16 protein-coding genes and 5 tRNA genes are annotated in these 22,958 nt (G+C 46.0%); 15 read left to right on the top strand and 6 right to left on the bottom strand.

Going from position 1 to position 22,958, the window contains the following annotated elements; translation table 11 throughout:
• Positions 1 to 32: 32 nt before the first annotated feature.
• Entirely contained in the window at positions 33 to 446 is a 414-nt protein-coding gene (locus tag AB4507_RS12135; protein ID WP_017063036.1) for a cytochrome c5 family protein, read from the bottom strand.
• 298 nt (positions 447 to 744) lie between these two features.
• On the opposite strand from AB4507_RS12135, the gene AB4507_RS12130 reads away from it, so the two are divergent.
• The 11 genes from AB4507_RS12130 (at position 745) to AB4507_RS12080 (ending at position 10,313) form a co-directional block, all read left to right on the top strand.
• Positions 745 to 821 (top strand) — tRNA-Arg (locus AB4507_RS12130).
• A 48-nt stretch (positions 822 to 869) separates the two neighbouring features.
• A tRNA-His gene (locus AB4507_RS12125) sits at positions 870 to 945 on the top strand.
• A 77-nt stretch (positions 946 to 1,022) separates the two neighbouring features.
• A tRNA-Pro gene (locus AB4507_RS12120) sits at positions 1,023 to 1,099 on the top strand.
• A gap of 44 nt (positions 1,100 to 1,143) precedes the next feature.
• Positions 1,144 to 1,219 (top strand) — tRNA-His (locus tag AB4507_RS12115).
• A gap of 55 nt (positions 1,220 to 1,274) precedes the next feature.
• A tRNA-Pro gene (locus AB4507_RS12110) sits at positions 1,275 to 1,351 on the top strand.
• Between the two features lie 890 nt (positions 1,352 to 2,241).
• Complete coding sequence (locus AB4507_RS12105; protein ID WP_017060132.1) at positions 2,242 to 3,969, top strand: ABC transporter ATP-binding protein; 1,728 nt, start codon at positions 2,242 to 2,244, stop codon at positions 3,967 to 3,969.
• A 103-nt stretch (positions 3,970 to 4,072) separates the two neighbouring features.
• Positions 4,073 to 5,626 (top strand): ABC transporter substrate-binding protein, encoded by a 1,554-nt coding sequence (locus AB4507_RS12100; RefSeq protein WP_017060133.1) that lies wholly within the window; start codon positions 4,073 to 4,075, stop codon positions 5,624 to 5,626.
• 178 nt (positions 5,627 to 5,804) lie between these two features.
• Entirely contained in the window at positions 5,805 to 6,782 is a 978-nt protein-coding gene (locus tag AB4507_RS12095) for an ABC transporter permease (protein ID WP_008218600.1), read from the top strand.
• Positions 6,783 to 6,784: 2 nt separating this feature from the next.
• Entirely contained in the window at positions 6,785 to 7,723 is a 939-nt protein-coding gene (locus AB4507_RS12090; RefSeq protein ID WP_017060135.1) for an ABC transporter permease, read from the top strand.
• Between the two features lie 187 nt (positions 7,724 to 7,910).
• A complete protein-coding gene (locus AB4507_RS12085) occupies positions 7,911 to 8,873 on the top strand; it encodes an SPOR domain-containing protein (protein WP_372182756.1) in 963 nt (320 codons plus the stop codon).
• Positions 8,874 to 9,071: 198 nt separating this feature from the next.
• Positions 9,072 to 10,313, top strand: coding sequence for an NADH:ubiquinone reductase (Na(+)-transporting) subunit B (locus tag AB4507_RS12080; protein WP_372182755.1), 1,242 nt, complete (start codon positions 9,072 to 9,074; stop codon positions 10,311 to 10,313).
• 92 nt (positions 10,314 to 10,405) lie between these two features.
• On the opposite strand, the gene AB4507_RS12075 is transcribed toward AB4507_RS12080, so the two are convergent.
• From AB4507_RS12075 to AB4507_RS12060, 4 genes are all read right to left on the bottom strand, one after another.
• On the bottom strand, positions 10,406 to 10,657 hold the full coding sequence (locus AB4507_RS12075) for a DUF6482 family protein (RefSeq protein ID WP_017070091.1): 252 nt from the start codon (positions 10,655 to 10,657) through the stop codon (positions 10,406 to 10,408).
• Between the two features lie 146 nt (positions 10,658 to 10,803).
• Positions 10,804 to 12,522, bottom strand: a complete 1,719-nt coding sequence (locus tag AB4507_RS12070) for a hypothetical protein (RefSeq protein WP_102320133.1) — start codon at positions 12,520 to 12,522, stop codon at positions 10,804 to 10,806.
• 201 nt (positions 12,523 to 12,723) lie between these two features.
• On the bottom strand, positions 12,724 to 14,094 hold the full coding sequence (gene gorA / locus AB4507_RS12065; protein ID WP_372182753.1) for a glutathione-disulfide reductase: 1,371 nt from the start codon (positions 14,092 to 14,094) through the stop codon (positions 12,724 to 12,726).
• A 187-nt stretch (positions 14,095 to 14,281) separates the two neighbouring features.
• Entirely contained in the window at positions 14,282 to 15,121 is an 840-nt protein-coding gene (locus AB4507_RS12060; RefSeq protein WP_372182751.1) for a 23S rRNA (adenine(2030)-N(6))-methyltransferase RlmJ, read from the bottom strand.
• 279 nt (positions 15,122 to 15,400) lie between these two features.
• Here AB4507_RS12060 and prlC point away from each other — a divergent pair, with 279 nt between their 5' ends.
• Positions 15,401 to 17,443: an oligopeptidase A gene (prlC, locus tag AB4507_RS12055; protein WP_017071475.1), complete on the top strand. Its 2,043-nt coding sequence runs from the start codon at positions 15,401 to 15,403 to the stop codon at positions 17,441 to 17,443.
• A gap of 91 nt (positions 17,444 to 17,534) precedes the next feature.
• Here the strand turns inward: prlC and asnC are convergent, their stop codons facing one another.
• Positions 17,535 to 17,999, bottom strand: coding sequence for a transcriptional regulator AsnC (gene asnC / locus AB4507_RS12050; protein WP_008218581.1), 465 nt, complete (start codon positions 17,997 to 17,999; stop codon positions 17,535 to 17,537).
• 126 nt (positions 18,000 to 18,125) lie between these two features.
• Between asnC and AB4507_RS12045 the strand changes: the two genes are divergently transcribed.
• The 3 genes from AB4507_RS12045 to AB4507_RS12035 all read left to right on the top strand — a co-directional run bounded on the left by AB4507_RS12045 (position 18,126) and on the right by AB4507_RS12035 (position 22,872).
• The gene (locus tag AB4507_RS12045; RefSeq protein ID WP_372104141.1) at positions 18,126 to 21,248 is read left to right on the top strand and encodes an EAL domain-containing protein; all 3,123 of its coding nucleotides are present in this window, start codon (positions 18,126 to 18,128) and stop codon (positions 21,246 to 21,248) included.
• Positions 21,249 to 21,360: 112 nt separating this feature from the next.
• Positions 21,361 to 22,140 (top strand): class I SAM-dependent methyltransferase, encoded by a 780-nt coding sequence (locus tag AB4507_RS12040; RefSeq protein ID WP_017063046.1) that lies wholly within the window; start codon positions 21,361 to 21,363, stop codon positions 22,138 to 22,140.
• 141 nt (positions 22,141 to 22,281) lie between these two features.
• Positions 22,282 to 22,872, top strand: a complete 591-nt coding sequence (locus tag AB4507_RS12035) for a hypothetical protein (RefSeq protein ID WP_017060147.1) — start codon at positions 22,282 to 22,284, stop codon at positions 22,870 to 22,872.
• Positions 22,873 to 22,958: the final 86 nt, after the last annotated feature.

Raw genomic sequence — 22,958 nt, 5'->3', positions numbered from 1 at the left:
GAGGTCACCTTTTCTGAATCTGGCATTTTTAATTACAGACCGGCAATCATGTGCTCGATAGCATCTTTGATTTCGTCGTCTGAACAATCCATACATGAACCTTTCGCTGGCATCGCATTGAAGCCGTTGATTGCGTGGTCAGCTAGAATGTCGCGACCTTGAGCAATGCGAGGACCCCAGTCACCAGCATCACCTGTTTTAGGTGCGCCACTTACGCCAGATGCGTGACAAGCGATACAAAAGGTACCGTAAACTGCTGCGCCATCACGAGGGCCTGTTGGTTCTGCGGCTACTGGCTCGCTGCCGACTAGGTAAACTTGGCCAACTGGTTTGATGCGTTCAGCAATTGCATCGTGCTCCGCTTCGCTTAGGCCTGCAGCCATTGCGCCAGTTGAAAAGGTTAAAACTGCGATGACAACGCTTAAAATTCGACGAGACATATCCATTAAACTCACTTTACATTCCCAAGGTAAGTACATGCTTACCAATTTATAGTGTTGGAAGGGTGTTTTGGCTTTAACCAGCAAAGAGCAACTGTTAAACCAATGTAAACAATGGGTGATTATATCCCGATAAGTTGTTGCAATAAACAACAACTTATAAGCTGTGGCGGGTTGTAGTACTCAAATAAGGGGTTTATCACATATTAACTGTCGAAAAAGAGACCAAACAGAAAAAAAAGTTAAAAAAGTACTAGACGGCATTGGGTGATATACGTATTATTCCACTCCGCCGACAGGGCATGCGCCTGTAGCTCAGCTGGATAGAGCGTTGGCCTCCGGAGCCAAAGGCCGAAGGTTCGAATCCTTTCAGGCGCGCCATCCGGTCTCTTACTTCGGTAAGTGAGAAATTGGCAAAAAGAAATAATGGTGGCTATAGCTCAGTTGGTAGAGCCCTGGATTGTGATTCCGGTGGTCGCGAGTTCGAATCTCGTTAGCCACCCCATTCTTTCTTTACAAAATATCGGTAGCTTCGGCTTCCAGTGTTGATTCATTATTCCCAAGAGTCGATACAAAACTAGTCGGTGAATAGCGCAGCTTGGTAGCGCATCTGGTTTGGGACCAGAGGGTCGGGGGTTCGAATCCCTCTTCACCGACCACTATTTCAATAATCGCTTTTAAGCGGTTATATAAAAAATTAGTGGTGGCTATAGCTCAGTTGGTAGAGCCCTGGATTGTGATTCCGGTGGTCGCGAGTTCGAATCTCGTTAGCCACCCCATTAATTTTGGTAGCTTCTTTGAAGTTCCCAGTTTGAGAAATCAAACGAAACGTCTCGGTGAATAGCGCAGCTTGGTAGCGCATCTGGTTTGGGACCAGAGGGTCGGGGGTTCGAATCCCTCTTCACCGACCACCTTAAGAAGCCCTAGTCGAAAGACTAGGGCTTTTTTACATCTGAAACTTAGATAACTTGAACAGAGTGGGGTTCGCCTGATGTTCAAAGAATGTCTCTTCACTGATCACTTAAGAAGCCTCAACTAGCCGTCCGCGTCAGAAATGACGGGGCTTCTTACATCTATCTCCCCTTCTTATATAAGACAGATTCCTAACGATCTGCTTGATAATGGTGCTGCTACAGAGTTGCTTTCTTTATCAAATGTACAGTTCTATATCTAATTTTATATAAATGGAGTGCTCAATAATTCGACATATTAATGGGTTTGGTCTAAAGACTTTTATGAAAAGTGAAACCTGACCCTAAATTTGCTCACTAAGGCCTGAATTTGACAGCTTTGTACGCATTTGGTCGTTCAAAAACTCCTCTGATTTATTAGGCCTTTCGTTTGTCTGTTTTGTATTTACCAAAATAATACAGATGGTTAAATGTATGGCTAATTAACGTTTATCTGGTTGTTTTATTTGTTCAAATTAACAAAATTAGCGTTTGTTTCTATAGTGTTAATTGTTTTTTGGAATAATTATTTGTTTTTAGTGACTGGTAGTGAGATCTGCTTTGAAGCACGGCTTTAACTCTACAAGTAAGTAGTGGTAAGGAGTTTGTGAGTATTTCTTGCCGATAATATAATGTTGATTTTTCTTACTATATGCTCTTCTGGTGAATAGTTATGTGGCACTTTTGCTTGCTAAGCGTTTAATGTCGACTTTTTATCCTATTTTTGTTGCTTTTCTGTGAATTATTTGCCAAATTGTCAACCGTATAAAATATCAGAACAATATTCTGGTAAGAATGGATTCAATTTTGCAGACAGGGCAGAAAGCTGCCAAAGCAGTAGAGGTCTGGTAATGTCACTTTTAGAAGTAAAAAATCTTCGTATCGAATACCCATCTCGTCATGGAGTTCACGCCGCAGTTAAATCACTTTCGTTCAACATTGAACGTGGTGAGATTGTTGGTGTTGTAGGCGAGTCTGGTGCAGGTAAATCAACAGTAGGTAATGCTGTGATCGATTTGCTGAGCCCTCCTGGCCGCATTGCTAGCGGCGAGGTATTTCTGGATGGCGAAAAAGTCTCTGGTTTATCTCCTGAACAGATGCGTTCTGTTCGCGGCTCAAAGATTGGTTTTATCTTCCAAGACCCAATGACTTCTCTTAACCCTCTATTCACAGTAGAACAGCAGTTAAAAGAGACGATTCATGCCAACATGAAGGTTTCGGATCAAGAAGCCTACCAGCGCTCATTAGACTTGATGAACCAAGTGGGTATCCCACAACCAGAAAACCGTTTAAAGCAGTACCCTCACCAATTCTCTGGCGGTATGCGTCAGCGTGTGGTTATCGCGATCGCATTGGCAGGTGAACCTGACCTAATCATCGCAGATGAACCAACAACAGCACTGGATGTTTCTATCCAAGACCAGATCTTGGGTTTGATTCGCGACCTATGTATTAAGAAGAACGTAGGTTGCATGTTGGTCACGCACGACATGGGCGTGGTATCTAACGTTACCGACCGCGTAGCCGTTATGTATCGTGGTGACTTAGTTGAGTTTGGCCCAACAGCGAAAGTTCTGGGTACTCCTGAGCACCCATATACACACAGTCTTATCTCTGCGGTTCCTCGTTCGGATCGCAAACTCGATCGTTTCCCTCTTGTTAGCTACATCGAAGAAGCACAAGAGATGGAACCATTGGATGTGAAGAACCACTGGTTAGGTCAAAGCCAAGATCACCGTGATTACACTGGCCCTCTGTTGAACGTTGAGAACGTAAACTTACGCTTTACTACCAAAGATTCTTTCTTTGAGAGCCGTCGTGAGTACGTTCAAGCATCAAACAACGTGAGCTTTGAAGTGCATGAAGGTGAGACGTTTGGTTTAGTAGGTGAATCAGGTTCAGGTAAATCAACGATTGCTCGTGTGATTGCTGGCTTGTACGCACCAAACTCAGGCAAGGTAACGTTTGAAGGCGTTGATCTTACTGGTCTGAAATCTGAAAAAGAACGTCGCCCTATGCGTCGTCAAATGCAGATGGTTTTCCAAAACCCTTACACATCAATGAACCCTCGAATGAAGATATTCGACATCATTGCTGAACCTATCCGATTCCATAAGCTTACTCGCAACGAAAATGAAACTCGTCAGATCGTGAACGACCTGCTAGAGCACGTGGGTTTAGGCAAAATGGCTGGGGTGAAGTACCCACACGAATTCTCAGGTGGTCAACGTCAGCGTATTTCTATCGCTCGCGCTTTGGCGACTCGCCCACGTCTTTTGATTTGTGATGAACCAACATCGGCACTGGACGTGTCGGTACAGGCTCAGATTCTTAACCTACTAAAAGACTTACAAGACGAGCTAAACCTAACCATGCTGTTCATCAGTCACGATCTACCGGTTATTCGCCAAATGTGTGACCGTGTTGGTGTGATGCAGATGGGGACATTATTGGAGGTTGCGCCAACGGAGCAGCTGTTCCAATCACCTCAGCATGAATACAGCAAACAACTGATTTCTTTAATGCCTGAATTTACAGGCTTAAGAGAAGAAAAAGCAGTGGCACAAGCCGCGGTATAAAAATCAGCAGGCTGGAGTTTAGCTTGCTAACAACAATAAACAGACGCAAATACAACAACTAGGGATCTGGATTCCCGCATGAAGGAGTTATGCAATGAAAACCATGAAAACCATGAAAAGCAAATTAGCAGTAGCTTTAATGGCAGCTGGCCTAAGCTTTAGTGCAGCAGCAGCAGATATTACCGTTGGCTACGCAGCTGACCCAGTATCACTTGACCCGCACGAGCAGCTGTCTGGTGGCACACTGCAAATGTCTCACATGGTGTTTGACCCTCTAGTACGTTTCACTCAAGAGATGGATTTTGAAGGCCGCCTAGCATCTAGCTGGGAGCGTGTTGATGAAACGACTTTCCGCTTCAACCTACGTAAAGGTGTGAAATTCCACTCTGGTAACGAACTGACTGCTGATGATGTTGTGTGGACTTTTGAACGTCTACAAGCTTCTCCAGACTTTAAGTCTATCTTCACGCCATACGAAAAAATGGTAAAAGTGGATGACTACACAGTTGAGCTAGTATCAAAAGCGGCTTACCCACTAGTACTACAAACAGCAACTTACATCTTCCCAATGGACAGCAAGTTCTACTCTGGCCAAACAGCGGAAGGTAAAGACAAGTCTGAGCTAGTTAAGCACGGTAACTCGTTTGCTTCGACTAACGTTTCAGGTACTGGTCCATTTATCGTAACGCAGCGTGAGCAAGGCGTTAAAGTAACGTTCGAGCGTTTCAACGATTACTGGGACACAGAAACTGAAGGCAACGTAGACAAGCTAACACTTGTGCCAATCAAAGAAGACGCGACACGTGTTGCAGCACTTCTTTCTGGCGACGTTGATATGATTCACCCAGTAGCACCAAACGATCACAAGCGTGTTAAAAACGCTAAGAACATCGATCTAGTGACGCTACCTGGTACTCGTATCATCACGTTCCAAATGAACCAAAACAGCAACGAAGCACTTAAAGATGTTCGCGTTCGTCAGGCGATTGTTCACGCAATCAACAACGAAGGTATCGTTAAGAAGATCATGAAAGGCTTCGCAACAGCAGCTGGTCAGCAAAGCCCAACAGGCTATGCGGGTCACAACGAAGACCTAGTTCCTCGTTACGATCTGAAAAAAGCGAAAGAGCTGATGAAAGAAGCGGGCTACGAAGATGGCTTTACGCTAACTATGATGGCTCCAAACAACCGTTACGTGAACGATGCGAAAGTAGCGCAAGCGTCTGCGGCAATGCTGTCTAAGATTGGTATCAAAGTTGATCTTAAAACTATGCCTAAAGCACAGTACTGGCCTGAGTTTGACCTATGTTCAGCAGACATGATGATGATCGGCTGGCACTCAGATACAGAAGATTCAGCTAACTTCAACGAGTTCCTAACTATGACTCGTAACGAAGAGACTGGCCGTGGTCAATACAACTGTTCTGGCTACTCAAACCCAGAAATGGATGCGATCGTAGAAGCTTCTAACACTGAAACTGACCCAGTTAAGCGTGCTGAAATGCTGAAAGGCGTTGAAGCAACACTTTACAACGACGCAGCATTCGTACCGCTACACTGGCAAAGTGAAGCGTGGGGCGCGAAGTCTAACGTTGGTGCAGCAGACGTAGTAAACCCAATGGTTATGCCTTACTTCGGCGACCTAGTTGTAAAATAATCTAGCTTGCTAGAATCGAGAGCCTGAAGCTTTTCAGGCTCTCAAATTATTAAGATATAGATTTAAGTTTCGGTATTTGGTCTTCCTTCAGTCTGGCTAAATACCTTTTTTAAGACTGAATTTTGTTATCTAGTCGCGGATTTCGACTAGATAGTCATGGATAGATAAGGGGCAAGGAATGGTTACGTTTCTGGTCAAGCGCCTGTTTCAGGCACTGATAGTGATGTTTGTGATCAGTTTGGTGGCGTTTGCCATTCAGGATAACCTGGGCGACCCGTTGCGTGAGTTAGTCGGTCAATCTGTTTCAGAATCGGAGCGTCAAGCGCTGCGTGATGAACTCGGCTTAAATGATCCCTTCATTACAAAATACACTCGCTTTGTGGGCGCAGCTCTACAAGGTGATCTTGGTACTTCATATTTCTTTAAACGCCCAGCTGTGGACGTAATCTTAGATAAACTAGTCGCAACGCTTGAGCTTGTGTTCGGCGCTTCTCTGATCATTGTTTGTCTGTCGATTCCACTTGGCGTTTATTCTGCAATACACCCAAAAAGCTTCTTCACTAAACTGGTGATGGCGGGCAGTAGTATCGGCATTTCTGTGCCTGTTTTCTTAACCGCAATCATGTTGATGTATGTATTCTCTATTGAGTTAGGTTGGCTGCCGTCGTTTGGACGTGGTGAGACCGCAAACTGGTTTGGTTGGGAGTCTGGTTTCTTAACGATAGATGGCCTTGCACACTTAGTGCTGCCGAGTATTGCTCTAGCATCTATCATGCTGCCTCTGTTCATTCGTCTAGTACGCTCTGAAATGCTAGAGGTTCTTAGCTCTGAATATATCAAGTTTGGTAAAGCAAAAGGCCTAGCGCTGAACAAGATTTACTACCAACACGCTTTGAAAAACACAATGCTGCCAGTACTAACGGTAGGCGGTGTTCAAATCGGTACTATGGTGGCTTACACCATTCTTACTGAAACTGTATTCCAGTGGCCGGGTACCGGCTTCCTATTCCTTGAAGCGATTAACCGAGTGGATACACCACTGATTACCGCATACGTTATCTTCGTTGGCCTGATCTTCGTAGTAACTAACACCATTGTTGACTTGCTATACGGCATCATTAACCCAACAGTGAACATCACAGGGAAAGGAGCATAATCATGGAACAAACAACAACAGCTCCATCTCGTTGGGAGCGATTCAAGCAGTCAGACATTCTGTACTACTTCTTACGTGACAAAGTGGCAATGGTGAGCTTCGCTATCTTTGCAGCTTTCCTTGTTATGGCATTAGCGGCACCGATTCTAGCGCCAACAGACCCGTATGACGTGACGTCTATCGACATCATGGATTCTGAGTTGCCACCATCTTGGATGGAAGACGGCGAAGAACGCTTCCTACTGGGTACTGATGAGCAGGGTCGTGATATCTTATCTACGATGCTTTACGGCTCGCGTCTGTCATTGACGATCGGTTTCCTAGCGGTAGGTCTTCAGCTGACTCTCGGTATCATCATTGGCCTGTCTGCAGGTTACTTCGGTGGTCGTATTGATAGCTTCTTGATGCGTTTTGCCGATGTTCAGCTTTCGTTCTCAACCATGATGGTTGCGATCATTGTCTCGGCCATCTTTAAGGCGAGTTTCGGTAGTGACTTCTACGCGCAATATGCGGTTGTTATGCTGGTGGTGATCATCGGTATTGCTGAATGGCCGCAGTATGCTCGTACGATTCGTGCATCGGTATTGGCAGAGAAGAAGAAAGAGTACGTAGAAGCGGCACGTGTGATGGGCTTTAGAGCGCCTCGCATCATGTTCCGCCATATTCTGCCTAACTGTTTATCACCGATTTTGGTTATCTCTACGGTACAGGTGGCAAATGCCATCATGTCAGAAGCGGCACTTTCTTTCCTAGGTTTAGGTCTTCCGGTAGACCAACCATCACTCGGTGCCCTGATCAGTACTGGTTTTAACTACATTTTCTCAGGAGCATGGTGGATCACAGCATTCCCAGGTGTGCTTTTGGTAACATTGGTTCTCGTTATTAACCTATTAGGCGACTGGTTACGTGACGTGTTTAACCCGAAAATTTATAAAGGGTGATAGCCCGGTTTGATTTTTAGTAAAAAAAGTCACTAAATTAAGAGCCGTAAGCAATTACGGCTCTTTTTTTGCTTAATGGATCTGGAACTTAGTATTATTGACAGTGTCAATAATAGTTAAAATGGAATTCATGTTTTATCGACATAGATTCGGTAATAATTAGCCCGCAAGGGTTTAAGTGGTGGTTATGAAATTGACAATGAATGCTGTATGTCGTGCTGTGACGAGAAATTATCGTATGGGACTTATCGCTGCATCTCTTTTGGTATCGAGCCAAGTGAATGCAGAGTCGGTTCTATGTGATGCAACTCAGGCAAGCACCAACCAATTACCACAGCTAGAGCAATCATGTCCGATCGGTAAGGGCGTGTGGGGCAGTAAAGCACCAAAACGTCATTCAGATAACGAACTGTTTTGGGTTCAATGTGGCCTGCTGAACAAGCCTTTGTCACTGAGCCGAGCAAAGCCTCTGTATGAGAAGATCTCGACCAACGTTTGGATGAAGCCGGAAGGCGGAGACTACCGTTGCTTAATCGGACCTTATTCTACCTTCTCTGATGCGAGAAAAGACTTAGCTCAGGTGCGTAAGGTTTCTGGTTACGGTGAAGCCTTTATTCGTATGGTCGATAAGTCGAAAACCTCATCACAGCCTATTGTGGCAAAACCAGCAGAGCCAAAAGCGGTGACGCACAAGGCTCCTGCAAAAGTAGAAGCTAAGCCTGCACCGAAACCTGTGGCTACTAAGCAAGTGGCGGCGGTAGCGAGCGCTGCAGCAATTCAGACGCTACCAAGCGGTAACGCGAGTTCAGACAATGATCTAGAGATCGAGCTTCGCGTGAAAGCAGACATTGCGGGTAGCCAATATGCTATTCCTTACCTTCTAGATCATCAACAACAGTTCTACATGGAGCAAGGTAAGCCTTGGAGCCGCCTAGATTACGATAGCGCTGAATTGGTGTGTAATCAGGTCAACATGAAGCTGATGAGTGAGAAGCAATGGCAAAGCATCTTGAGCTCAAAGGTTATGGAAAAACAGAACTGGCCAATGCATCTCCCTTATTGGGGCGCAGATAAGAAAGGTCTGTTTACCAACGGTAACGTCAACCAGTTGAAAGGTTCTTCATTGCTTAATGTGATGTGCGTTAAGTAACGACGACCGTTACCAAACCAAATAAGCCTCAGCCATTGCTGGGGCTTTGTTGTTTATACGCCTCTCTTTTTCGACATCGGTTCGACTTTTAGACACTCGTTCTTCAAGACGAATTTGATTAAAAATCGTTAAAAATTGTTCAAATAGCGCGGCTGATGCGTAGAAAACCATAACTCAAGCAATAAGGTGATTGAGATTATGAGTTTAAAAAAACGATTAGAAGACGTGGCTCCACGCTTTGAAGCCGGTGGTAAGTACGAAAAGCTCTACCCAGTGTATGAAGCTTTCGCGACAATATTCTATACACCCGGAAACGTAAACCGCGGCATAACCCATGTTCGTGACAGCATTGACCTAAAGCGCATTATGATTTTGGTGTGGTTGGCGACCTTCCCGGCAATGTTCTGGGGAATGTATAGCGTCGGACACCAAAGCGTCCTCGCATTAACCTCCAGCTATCAACTTAACGAACTTGCCTCGGTTATTGAAAGCAGCTGGCGTCTGTCGTGGGCATTTGGTGATGCGCAGTCATTGGTGGCAAGTGGCTGGGAAAGTCAGATGTTGCTTGGTGCACTCTATTTCCTACCCGTTTATGCCACGGTGTTTGTGGTAGGTGGCTTCTGGGAGGTTTTATTTGCCGTTGTACGAAAACATGAGGTGAATGAAGGTTTCTTTGTTAGCTCGGTACTATTCGCACTCATTCTTCCGCCAACCATCCCGCTTTGGCAAGCCGCTTTAGGTATCACCTTTGGTATCGTTGTCGCCAAAGAGCTGTTCGGTGGTACAGGACGAAACTTCTTGAACCCAGCCCTTGCAGGCCGCGCGTTTCTCTATTTCGCCTATCCAGCCAACATGTCGGGTGGGCTTGTGTGGGTTGCCGCTGACGGCTATTCAGGCGCGACACCGCTGAGTCAATGGTATGAAGGCGGCAGCACGTCACTCATCAATAACATGACTGGCGAGGCGATCACCTGGATGGATGCCTTTATCGGTAATATTCCAGGTTCGATGGGTGAGGTGTCGTCACTGCTGATCATGCTGACGGGGTTGATTTTGATTGTGATGAAGATAGCGTCTTGGCGCATTGTCGCCGGTGTGATTGTCGGCCTTGTCGTGACGTCGAGTTTACTGAACTGGATAGGGTCGGATACTAACTCGATGTTTTCGATGCCGTTTTACTGGCACTTTGTGTTGGGTGGTGTTGCCTTTGGTACCTTCTTCATGGCAACAGACCCTGTATCTGCCGCGTTTACCAATCAGAGTAAATGGGCCTATGGGATTTTGATCGGCGTGATGACGGTCGGTATTCGAGTGCTTAATCCAGCCTACCCAGAGGGCATTATGCTGGCTATCTTGTTCGCCAACCTGTTCGCTCCGCTATTCGACTTTGTAGTGAAAGAGCAGAACATTAAACGAAGACTTAAACGGACATCGCGCTAATCTAGGTGATTAAAAGTGAAAGTGACTCCCATAAGAAAGGCTTGCATTGATGCAAGCCTTTCAATTTTTATCGCGATTGATTTGAGGTTGATTTAACTCCACTTCAAATCAATCTCGAAAGGCTGTGTGCTACCACAATGCTCACCGCACATCTCGTCGTAGGCGCTGTTATGAACCAACATTGCTGATGCTACGCCTTGGTCGCTAAAGTGATCGCGTGCTTGGTTAATACTCAAAAACTTCATAGGGTGCTGGTGGTCATCTTTGATTAATTGTTTTTGCTCGCCAATAACTTGGTAAGCCAAGTAAATCCCGCCTTCAAATGATTCGATCAGTAGATTCATTACAAACTCCGTTGTTGTTTTGGATCGCTAAGATTTTGTTTTTGTATCTACGGGGATGGGGGCTTGAAGGTTCATCTATACTAAAAATGAAAAAAACCAGAAGCGTGCTTCTGGTTTATCTAGAGGTAAACGAATCAATTTAGCGATTAGTTGATTTTCTGCATGATGCTAGAGCTGCCGTTGCTATTACCGAAGCTGTCCATCTTACGACGAATCAGTAGGCCCTCATCCCAATCAGTGCCTGCTGGTTGGTATTCCCATTTAATGAAGTACTCATCGTTTGCGTGGCACGCTGTACCTGCTACATAGCCATCAGCGTCACAGAAGCGCACGACCGTGTTCAACTCAGTCAAGGTTGCTTTCGACTCGCGGCCCGCTTGGTTGAACCACCAGTAGTCGATAGTCGCTAATTGAGCGTAAGTATAAACAGACTCGCCCAAATCTTCCGGTGATGAAGGAGCACCATTTTGGCTTTCACACTCTGCGCCAGATATTGTGATTGCTAAGTCTGAGAAGACCATTCTCATGACTGCACTTTGTCCATCGCCACAAATCGCGGTGGTGTCCCATGTACCTGTGAAGTCGACGTAGCGCTCGGCATCTTTTGAATCAACTTCATAATAGTAACCAACGCGCTCTGTTGCACGAGATGGGTCATTGTTAGGGTCATCGCCTAGTGTTTCTTTTTTAACGATCTCGGAATAAATACCAGTCACAGGGTCAAAAGAGCCAGAGGTTGTGCTGCGAATCCATTTTGGCGTGCCGTTCTCACCATCATCCCAAACATGGTTGGCGGTGTAATGGTTTAGGTCTGATGCCTTTTCAGCATCAAACGGCATCCAGTCGATGTCCGAGTTTGTAAATTCTTCATCTGCCGTTGAAGACTGTGCTAGATCTCGAAGTCTGTATGCAAAAGGGTTGTTGAGCACAAACTGACTATCCGGTGTAAGATCGCCATTCTCATGGTCTATTTGGTTATCACCATCAATATCACAACCCTTCCTTTCTGGATCTTCTTCTTCGATCCATTGGTGCGCAGCGTTAGAAACACAGGTGAGGTACTGTTCTGCGAAGTTTTCCGACAATGAATAATCGTTCGATCCAGCCAGCATAGAGACGGAGTCAGCTGAGTTCACCTTGAATGTCATCTCGGTCATGCCACGAGTACGTTCAAACATTTCTGATTCCATAAGCTTATCAGCATGAACGTAGGTGAACTTTTCAGAGTTTTGAGTCACATCAATATAACGAACGATTTTACCTTCAGCCATAAAAGGATTAACGGTGTCTTCGCCGCGAGTCATTGAACCAAACGCATTTTGCATATGATCAAGAGCATCTTCTTCCGAAGTGATGTTTGCAGAGTCTACGCCCATTTCGTCTAAGAAGTCGATCACGCTATCACGATCATCTAAGCTTAGATCTTCCATCTTAGCTAGAGTCGTTGCATCAGGCGATCGCAGCGCATCTGGAATGGTCAGCACATCATCGGACGAACTACCAAATTCGTTATCTAAAGATTGAAGTAAAATCGCTAGGTTAACGGCACGTGCATATTTGCCCGCAGCTTCAAATGGAGTCAATACATCACGGTTGGATGCTGCGCCCACTTTTAAGCCATTTTCACCACCAATAAAGAAGGTCACTGTGTCGTTAGTTTTAGCGGTAAATTCGCCTTCGCTATTTGTAATACCGTTTAAGCCAGAACTGGTGTTGTAGTAGATACCTTCAACAGCGGCATCGATAAATTTGTTGGTTGTTGTTGATGGTTCTGTCGGTGTTGTGACACCTGAATTAGAACTGTCGCTACCACAACCTGTTAAAGCCACTGCAATCGCCGCTGCGAGAATACTCACTTTTTTCATTACTCGTATATCCTTTCTGTAATAGAGCTATTTGTTATTTTTATGCGTGTAATTTTATAGCGCGCGATTGTAGCGTGATCTTTCTTCCAAGTTAAGTGTGTAAAATGCTGTTCGGTTAATAAACATTCAAACATACGGTAAAAAACACAAAAAGCCGACAGATGTCGGCTTTTTCATAATATTTCTTTGACTTACAAAGGTTTAACGCATCGTCACAAATTCTTCGCTGCCCGTTGGGTGAATCGCCACAACAGAGTCGAAATCTGCTTTGGTTGCGCCCATCTTCATTGCAACGCCGAAGCCTTGAATCATCTCATCAACCGTGAAACCGATGCCGTGTAGGCCAACGACAGTCTCTTCTTCGCCAGCACATACTAGCTTCATCTTACAAGGTTGACGGTGCTTGGTTACTGCTGTGTACATCGCAGTGAAGCCAGATGTGTAAACCTTGATGTTGTCTTTGCCGTACTTCTCTTCAGCTTCTTGAGTCGTTAGACCAATCGTGCCGATAGGTGGGTGGCTGAATACAACAGTAGGAACTAGGTTGTAGTCCATTTTCGCGTTAGTTTGACCGTTGAATAGACGCTCAGAAAGCTGACGACCTGCTTTAACCGCTACAGGAGTTAGCTCGATACCGCCTTCCATGATGTCGCCAACACAGTAGATGCCAGGAACGTTAGTTGCTTGGAACTCGTCTACTTTGATGTAGCCACGGTCGTTAGTTGCAACGCCAGTTGATGCTAGGTTGATAGCGTCAGTTGCTGGGTGGCGACCGATAGCCCAGATTAGGTGGTCAACGTTTTGAGTGTTGCCGTTCTCTAGGTGTAGAGTCAGTGTGCCATCCGCTTCTTTCACAACTTCTTTAGGCACTGAGTGCGTGTGAAGTGTTGGACCTTCTGCTTCCATTACTTCTACTAGCGTTTCGATGATCATTGGATCGAAGCTACGTAGTGGAGATTCTTTACGACAGAACAAGTGTGTTTCTGTGCCTAGTGCGCTTAGTACACCTGCGATCTCAACTGCGATGTAGCCAGCACCGATAACCGCAACGCGTTTTGGTTGCTCCATTAGGTCGAAGAAGCCATTTGAGTCGATGCCGTATTCTGCGCCAGGGATGTTTGGAATGGTTGGACGACCACCTACTGCGATCAGAATATGATCAGCGGTGTAGTGTTCACCGTTAACTTCAACGGTCTTTACGTCAACACCTTCCCCTGAAACAAAGCGCGCAAAGCCTTTGATTACGTTTACTTTGTTGTTACCTAGTACGCGGTCGTAAGATTGGTGGATACGACCAATGTACGCTTGGCGGTTTTCAATCAGCTTGCTCCAGTTAAAGCTTTTTACTTCAACGTCGAAGCCGTAGTCCTCAGAGTATAGGTTGATTGCTTCAGCGACTTGAGCGCCGTGCCACATTACCTTTTTAGGAACACAACCAACGTTTACACAAGTACCACCAAGGTCTTGAGCTTCGATAAGTGCAACTTTTGCACCGTGCATAGCTGCGCGGTTAGCCGATGCGATGCCGCCTGAACCGCCACCGATACAGATGTAATCAAAATGAGTCGCCATTACTTTCTCCATTTATTGAAGGTTGTAGTCACAGTGAGAGCACTGGATACCTACGTCCTATAGATTCTTAAATTGTCTAATTATTATATTGAGGGCAGATCGGTTGAACTCAATCTCCCTGTTTAAAATTTATTCGTCCACACCACAGTCTGTTGAAGATTCTTCAGTCTATGATGTGGACTCGAGATTACTCGGGTACGATCCACTCTACTTTGAAGTGACCGGTCGCTGGCGCAATTGCTTCCTTCAAGAATGGAAGAATCTCGTTCATTTGGCTTTCTAGCTTCCAAGGCGGGTTAATCACGATCATGCCTGATGCCGTCATGCCACGCTCGTTGGTGTCTGGTGATACGCCAAGTTCGATTTGTAGAATCTTGTTGATGCCTAAGCCTTCGAGACCTTCGATCATATCTTCGATATCACAGCGATTTACTACCGGGTACCAAATTGCGTAGATACCGGTTGCCCAGCGCTTGTGGCTTTGAGCGATTGCAGTCACGACATCACGGTACTCTTTTGCCAGCTCGTAAGGCGGGTCGATCAGTACTAAACCACGACGTTCTTTTGGTGGCAGGCTGCCCTTTAAGCGCTTAAAACCATCTTCTTTGTAGATAGATACCTGACGATCACGGTGGAACTCTTGCTCAAGCAGCGGGTGATCGGCTGGGTGAAGCTCAGTCAGTACCATGCGGTCTTGGTCACGCAGGTGTGCACGTGCAACACGTGGAGAACCCGGGTAGTAACGCAGTTTCTCGCCATTATTGAGAATGGAAATAGACTCAAGGTAGCTTTGAATGTCTTCAGGAAGGTCTGTTTGCTCCCACACACGAGCAATACCTTGCTTGTATTCACCGGTTTTTTCAGACCATCCATGCGTTAAGTCGTAACGACCTACACCAGAGTGAGTGTCATGATAAACAAAAGGCTTATCCTTTTGTTTCAAAGAATTAAGAATAAGGCTCTGTACGATATGCTTTACTACGTCGGCATGGTTACCTGCGTGGAAGCTGTGGCGATAACTTAACAAATTAAACTCTCGTAACACTCTCGAATTAGAGTGTGGTTAGTGTAGGTGGGGTTAATCAGACTATTATAACCCTCAATGGACCATAAATTCTCGAACAATTCAGGGACAGTCGTCAGCTATCTGCAGTTAGTTATTGGTTCTACTATTGAAATTTGCCTTTATGGGCACTATTTAATAACTATTCGCAGGTGATTTTTTAGGGCGAACTTTAGCCTGATGACTGTAAGACGACCTCATTACAAAAAAGACGAAAGTCTCTAAAGCCAAAGGAATGTTTATATGTCTAATCCGCTATTAACCTTCACGGACTTACCTCCGTTTTCACAGATCAAGCCAGAGCACGTAAAGCCTGCAGTTGAGCAAGTGATTGAAGCGTGTCGCAACAAGATAGAACAAGTACTTGAAGGTAATACTTCACCAAGCTGGGACAACCTAGTTGCTCCAATTGAAGAAGTGGATGATCGTTTAGGTCGCATTTGGTCACCTGTAAGCCATATGAACTCTGTCGTGAACAGTGACGAACTGCGTGAAGCGTATGAGAGCTGCTTACCTGTGCTATCTGAATACGGCACTTGGGTTGGCCAACACAAAGGCTTGTTCGAAGCGTATAAAGCGATCAAGGCGAGTGAAGCATTCTCTGCACTGAACCGAGCTCAACAAAAAACTATTACCGACGCACTGCGCGACTTTGAATTGTCGGGCATTGGCTTACCTGCAGATGAACAGCATCGTTACGGCGAGATCAGCAAGCGCCAGTCTGAGTTAGGCTCTCAATTCTCAAATAACGTGCTTGATGCAACCATGGGTTGGAGCAAGCAGATCACAGACGTAGCTGAGCTGGCAGGTATGCCTGAATCAGCACTGGCGGCAGCTCAAGCGGCGGCTGAGTCTAAAGAGCAAGAAGGCTACCTACTGACTTTAGATATCCCATCATACCTACCTGTGATGACCTACTGTGATAACCAAGAACTGCGTAAAGAGCTTTATGAAGCGTACGTAACGCGCGCTTCAGATCGCGGTCCAAACGCAGGTAAGTGGGACAACACTGAGATCATCACCGAGCAACTTAAGCTGCGCCACGAGATCGCGCGCATGCTTGGTTTCAGTACTTACAGCGAAAAATCACTGTCGACTAAGATGGCAGAAACGCCAGACCAAGTGCTTGGCTTCCTAAACGACCTAGCAGTAAAAGCCAAACCGCAAGGTGAGCGAGAAGTTGAAGAGCTACGCCAGTTTGCTGAGAAAGAATTTGGTGTCTCTGAGCTAAACCTGTGGGACATCGCTTACTACAGTGAGAAACAAAAACAGAAACTGTTCGAGATCTCTGATGAAGAGCTTCGTCCTTACTTCCCAGAATCTAATGTGGTTTCAGGTCTGTTTGAGGTACTGAACCGCGTGTTTGGTATGTCGGTAACAGAGCGTCAAGGCGTAGACACTTGGCATGAGTCAGTGCGTTTCTTTGATATCTTTGATGCGACTGGAACACTGCGTGGTAGCTTCTACCTAGATCTATACGCACGTGAACACAAACGTGGTGGCGCTTGGATGGATGACTGTCGTGGTCGTCGCATTACCGAATCTGGCGAGCTACAGACCCCGGTTGCTTACCTAACGTGTAACTTCAATAAGCCAGTTGGTGATAAGCCAGCACTGTTTACTCACGATGAAGTGGTGACCTTGTTCCACGAGTTTGGCCACGGTATCCACCACATGCTAACGCAAGTAGAAGCGGGCGCAGTTGCGGGTATCAATGGTGTGCCTTGGGATGCGGTTGAGCTACCAAGTCAGTTCCTAGAAAACTGGTGTTGGGAAGAAGAAGCGCTGTCGTTCATCTCTGGTCACTTCGAAACGGGTGAAGCGCTACCAAAAGAGATGCTAGAGAAGATGCTAGCGGCGAAGAACTTCCAATCTGCGATGTTTATCCTGCGTCAGCTAGAGCTTGGTTTGTTCGATTTCACGCTACACACAGAATACGACCCTGAAGTGGGTGCTCGCGTACTAGAAACGCTAGCGGATGTTAAGTCTAAGGTGTCGGTACTGCCAAGCCTAGATTGGAACCGTTTCTCACACAGCTTTGGTCACATCTTTGCTGGTGGTTACAGCGCGGGCTACTACAGCTACCTGTGGGCAGAAGTGCTATCGGCAGATGCGTTCTCAGCATTTGAAGAAGAGGGTATCTTCAACACTGAAACGGGTAATCGCTTCCTGAACAACATCCTTGAAATGGGTGGCAGTGAAGAGCCAATGGAGCTGTTCAAACGCTTCCGTGGTCGTGAGCCACAAATCGACGCAATGCTGCGCCACGCGGGAATCAACGCATAATCACGGTAACTATCTAGTTTATTGCGAAAAGAGCCTCTAGTTAGAGGCTCTTTTTTTGTCTGTGCGTTATGCCAAGCAAGGCGAATCAATGTTATGGATTCACATTGCGGTTGATAGGGTTCTGCAATGAAATCAGTGTCTCTGTCGACTGAACTTCATCGATCGCTTGCAGCTTATCGATCAATACAAACTGCAGCTCTTCTATCGACTTACACATCAGCTTTACAAAGATATTGTAAGCACCAGTGGTGTAGTACGCCTCAACCACTTCGTCTAAGGCATTCAGCTTAGCGATCGCCGAGTGGTAATCTTTGGCAGCATTAAGGTTGATGCCAATAAAGCAACACACGTCGTAACCCAGTTTTTTGGTGTTTACCACAACTTCCGTTCGCTCGATAATGTCTGCCGATCTCATCTTTTCGATGCGAACGTGAATCGTCGCAGGGCTGACATCGAACTGCTTTGCCATTTCAGCGTAAGGAGTTCGTGCATCTTCCATCAAGGTTTTGAGAATGGCACGGTCTAGATCATCTAGACGAGCTGTGGTTGTGGACATGCATAATCCTTAGGTTGAATGAAAAACATACCGGCTTGAGTACACATCATAGCCAAGGGTGATAATATTAGCAGTAACTATAGGGTTAGGGTGAATTCAGTGCGATTTTCGTTATTTTTTATTGTGATGTGTTGGAGTGTTTTTGCTTCAGCTCAGGCAAAAGATGTGTTGGTTATTCACTCTTATCATCAAGGCTTTTTCTGGACAGATGATTTCCATAAAGGACTATCTGATGAGCTCGATCGCGATGGGTTATCTTACCGGGTTGTTTATCTCGATACCAAGCGAACTCAAAACGCTGAATACTTAGAGCGAATTTATCAGCTATACCGCACTAAGCTGTCGCATGAAGAGTTTGCCGCTGTAGTCGTCAGTGATAATAACGCCCTCAATCTGATGAAACGCTTAGCGCCCGAACTCAATGGCACGCCCGTTATTTTTGGTGGCATCAACAATTTTTCTCCGCAAATGATTGAAGGCTTGCGCGCAACCGGTATCACTGAAGATATTGATATGGCGAGCAATATTGAGCTGATCAATCGACTTCAATCGACGGTTAAAAAAGTTTACGTGGTTACCGATCACTCGGTAACGGGTGAAGCTATTCGCGCTCAAGTGGATTTATTTCTACAAAAACGCCCTGAGTTTTCTGGGATGGTAGAGCAATATACGCCTGATTCTTATCAAGAACTGATGACGTTCGCGCAACGCGCTGATCTAACTAAAAGCTTGTTGTTCTGGGCCTACTACCGCGACATCAATGGTCGGGTCAGCAGCAAAGAAGACTGGCGTCAGCTCAACAAAAAAACTCAGATGCCATTGTATATTGTGCATGATTTAGGACTTGGGTTTGGTGCGATTGGTGGCGTGATCCACAGTGGAGAAACGCAAGGTCGAGACACGGGGCGCGTGCTGTTGAGCGTGCTGAACAATCCTAAGGCTCCATTGCCATTGGTGGTTGCTGGCGCGCCAGAAATCAAACTCGATTACCAACAGATCTCACGTTGGGATTTGGGTGCAGAGAATGAAGCCTCAGTAACCTTCCTCAATAAGCCGAAGTCATTCTTAATGCGCTATCGCGATGAAATTCGCACCATCGGTTTAATGTTCTTGAGCATGTCGTGTGTTATCGCGGTGTTGGTGTATTACCTTAACCGTCTGAAGAAGAGCGAACGTGCAAGTCGCCAAAGCCAACGACTGTTGGAGTCGATATTTGATCAGAGCCTGCAATTTATGGGCATCATTGATAAGGGTGGCGTGCTGCTGTCGAGTAACAGCAAGTTACATGAGCTGCTTTATAATCAAGGCTATAAACTGGGAACGCCGCTGCAACAACACCAACATTGGGAAAGTTCTGCGCGAGAAGTGCTAGCCGAATATTTCATCGCAAAAAGTGAGCACCCAGCCTTACGATTTGAAGCCGAGGTGTGGTGTCGAGATCGCGGTGCGATGGTGTTGGATATTTCATTGAAGCCGATGCCGGGCAGTGAAGACGAAGACATTCAGTTTCTCTTTGAGGCGCGCGACGTGACCTCACGTAAGCTTGCTGAGAATAAGCTGTTCCAACGTGAAGCAAACTTGAAGCTGTATTACGACAAACAGCCGGTGATGATGATTACGCTCGATGGCAATAATCGCATTCAACAAGTGAACCAGTTTGCCGAAGAGCTTTTGGGATACCCTCTCGATCAGTTGTTGGGCCATCGCCCTAGAGAATTCTATGTTGATGAGAACGCGATGATTCCTCGTCATATCTTGCTGCAACCTCAGCATAAGATTCGTGGTGTGTGGCGTCGTGATATCGAATATCGCCATGCCGACGGCAGCAAGAGCTGGATTCGTGAAAATATCCGCCCGTTGGTGGAGTCTGATCAGCTGTTGATTGTGGGTGAAGACATCACCGAAACGCACGAGCTTTCTGAAAAGCTAGAGTATCAGGCTCGCTATGACCTACTGACTGACACCTTTAACCGCAACCACTTTGAGCAAGAGCTGCAAAAGGCGCTGAAAGAGGTTGAGAGCCACATGCGAACTCACGCAATGTTGTTCCTAGATTTGGATCAGCTGAAAGTGCTGAACGATACCGCAGGACATGAAGCGGGTGATGCTGCGATCTTGTTTAGCGCCAAACTGCTAGAAGACGTACTGCCTTACAATGCGGTGTTAGCGCGAATGGGTGGTGATGAGTTTGCTGTGCTGATGAAAGACTGTACTGAACGAGATGCGGTGAATGTGTGTCGCAGTATTATCTCGATGATGAGTGAGAATCCATTCTTGTGGGATGATATTCGACTCAACCTGACGTGCTCTATCGGTATTCGATTGATCGACCATACAGCAGCTTCACCACAGATGGTGCACGCTCAGGCGGATGCAGCTTGTCATGCCGCTAAAGAAGAAGGTCGCAATCGCTATCATCTTTACCATCAAGATGATGAAGACCTGCGTCGTCGCCATCTTGAGATGGAGTGCGTTAACCTAGTGCATGAGGCCTTGGCTAACGATCGCTTAGAGTTGTTTGCGCAGCGAATTCTTGGCCTAGATGAAGACAGCGATAAAATGCACTTTGAAATCTTGGTCCGCATCAAGAACATCCAAGGGGAATACATCTCCCCGGGGATCTTCATGCCAGCCTCAGAGCGTTATAACATCGCGCATTTGATTGACCGCCAAGTCGTCAGTCAAACCTTGGGTTGGTTGGAGCAACGCCCTGAGGTTATTGAGGAACTGGGGATGTGTTCAATCAATCTTTCCGGTCACTCGATGGGTAACCGTGAGTTTGTCGAATTTTTGATAGATAGCCTGAGCGATTCATCGATACCGTGTCATAAGATTTGTTTAGAGATCACCGAAACAGCGGCCATGAGTAACATGAAGCAGGCGATCAAGTTCTTCACTCGAATCAAAGAGCTTGGCTGCATGATTGCATTGGATGATTTTGGCTCAGGGCTATCGTCATTTGGCTATCTGAAAAAGCTGCCTGTCGATATTGTGAAGATCGATGGCTTGTTTGTACGTGATATTGATGTGAATGAGATGGACCATGTGATGGTTCGCTCGATCAATGATCTTGCCAAGCAGATGGGCAAGCACACCGTGGCTGAGTTCGTTGAAAATACCCAGATTATCGACAAGCTTATCGAACTGGGTGTGAACTACGCGCAGGGCTACATCATAGGGCGACCTAAGCCACTCGCAGAGCTTGTTGAAGAGTTAAGACAAGAGCGAGAGACAGAGCCATTGGTTTAGGTAAGCCGACTTTAGCTGGGAATACTTTTCACCGCTAATATGTATTGTTGAGGCAATCAGGTAAACTGGTTGCCTCTTTTGTTTTGAATACTACTGTCTGTTGGAGACGACCTTGCAACTACAACTGATTTGCGAAGATGCTACCCAAATCGATCATTTGAATGACTTAGCGACCCGCTGGAACTTATCTCATGATGAAAGCAGCGATTTTGCTTTGGTACTGACTAGTGAGCGACTTGAGCTACGTAAAGTCGATGAGCCCAAGCTTGGCGCTATCTTTGTTGATTTAGTGGGAGGCGCAGTTGGTCACCGACGTAAGTTTGGCGGTGGTAAAGGTCAGGCGATTGCCAAAGCAGCTGGTTTAAACAAAGGCGCAACGCCAACTATTCTTGATGGTACTGCAGGCTTAGGGCGCGATGCGTTTGTGTTGGCTTCTCTAGGTTGTAAGGTGCAAATGGTCGAGCGTCACCCCGTTGTGGCCGCACTGCTTGATGATGGCTTGCAGCGAGCGCAACAAGACCCAGATATCGGTGGTTGGGTAACTGAACGCATGAAGTTGATTCACGCATCCAGTCACGATGCTTTAGACAAGCTCAGTAACGATCCTGACTTTGAACAACCTGATGTGGTGTACCTCGACCCTATGTACCCACACCCAGAGAACAAAAAGAAATCGGCTCTGGTCAAAAAAGAGATGCGCGTATTCCAATCTTTGGTGGGTGCCGATCTGGATGCTGATGGCCTATTTGAGCCAGCGATGAAGTTGGCATCGAAGCGAGTTGTGGTTAAAAGACCGGATTACGCAGCTTGGTTAGACGAGCAAAAACCGAGCATGGCGATCGAAACCAAAAAGAACCGTTTTGACGTCTATGTGAAAGCATCAATGACTTAATTGAAGCATCAATAACTTAGATACACGCTAAGAAAATTTCCCGTCATAAATACGATAAATTGCCATTTAACACTTGCGATAGTCGCGTTACAGATGTATATCTAACTAAGAATCATTATTATTCTTAGCTGGAGTTGAAGCATGGCTAAACGCTTTTGTAAGTTAAACCGTCGAGATATCACCGAACACTTGGGCGAGATCCACAGCTTGGTGACTGAACCTAAGTTCGTGTGTCGTTCTTGCGCGCGTTCTTCGGCGGATCAAGCGAATCTATGCAAACCCACCGCAATTCCACCTCTTGGTTGTCAAAACAAACCCGTTGAAGAGAAAGTCGCATGCGGCCTGCTAGCGGAAACATTACCTGCACCAGAACTGTCGCTTGCGGAAATCAACGAGGCAATTGAACCGAGCGTACAAATGTTCGATCCAGCCGCCGCTGATATGGCCCCTGAGCTTGCCAAAAAAGAAGCCGCACAGAAAAAAGCCAAGCTGAAAAAACTGATGGCGAAGGCGAGCGGTGATGAGAAAGCTGAACTCAAACAAGCGAAGAAAGCGGCTAAGAAACAAGAGAAGTACAATAAGAAACTGGCGAAGATGATTAAGAAGCAGCAAAAGCTGTTTAAGAAAAGTCAGAAGCTGGAAAGTGAATTGGAACGAATCAACCTACAACTTGATGATGTTGCCTTCACTGAAACCAAGACTCAGGTAGTGAGCCACAATCAAATCCACTGAAGTTGATTTGAATGGTTTATTGCTACAGCGATGATTTAAAAAGAGCGACCTTAGGTCGCTCTTTTGCTTTTGTGCGCCGAGCATGG

The sequence above is a fragment of the Vibrio sp. 10N.222.54.A3 genome (assembly GCF_041474095.1).
GTDB lineage: Bacteria > Pseudomonadota > Gammaproteobacteria > Enterobacterales > Vibrionaceae > Vibrio > Vibrio crassostreae_C.
Note: the sequence above shows the minus strand (reverse complement) of the source record. Positions and strands in the feature narration are given on the sequence as shown.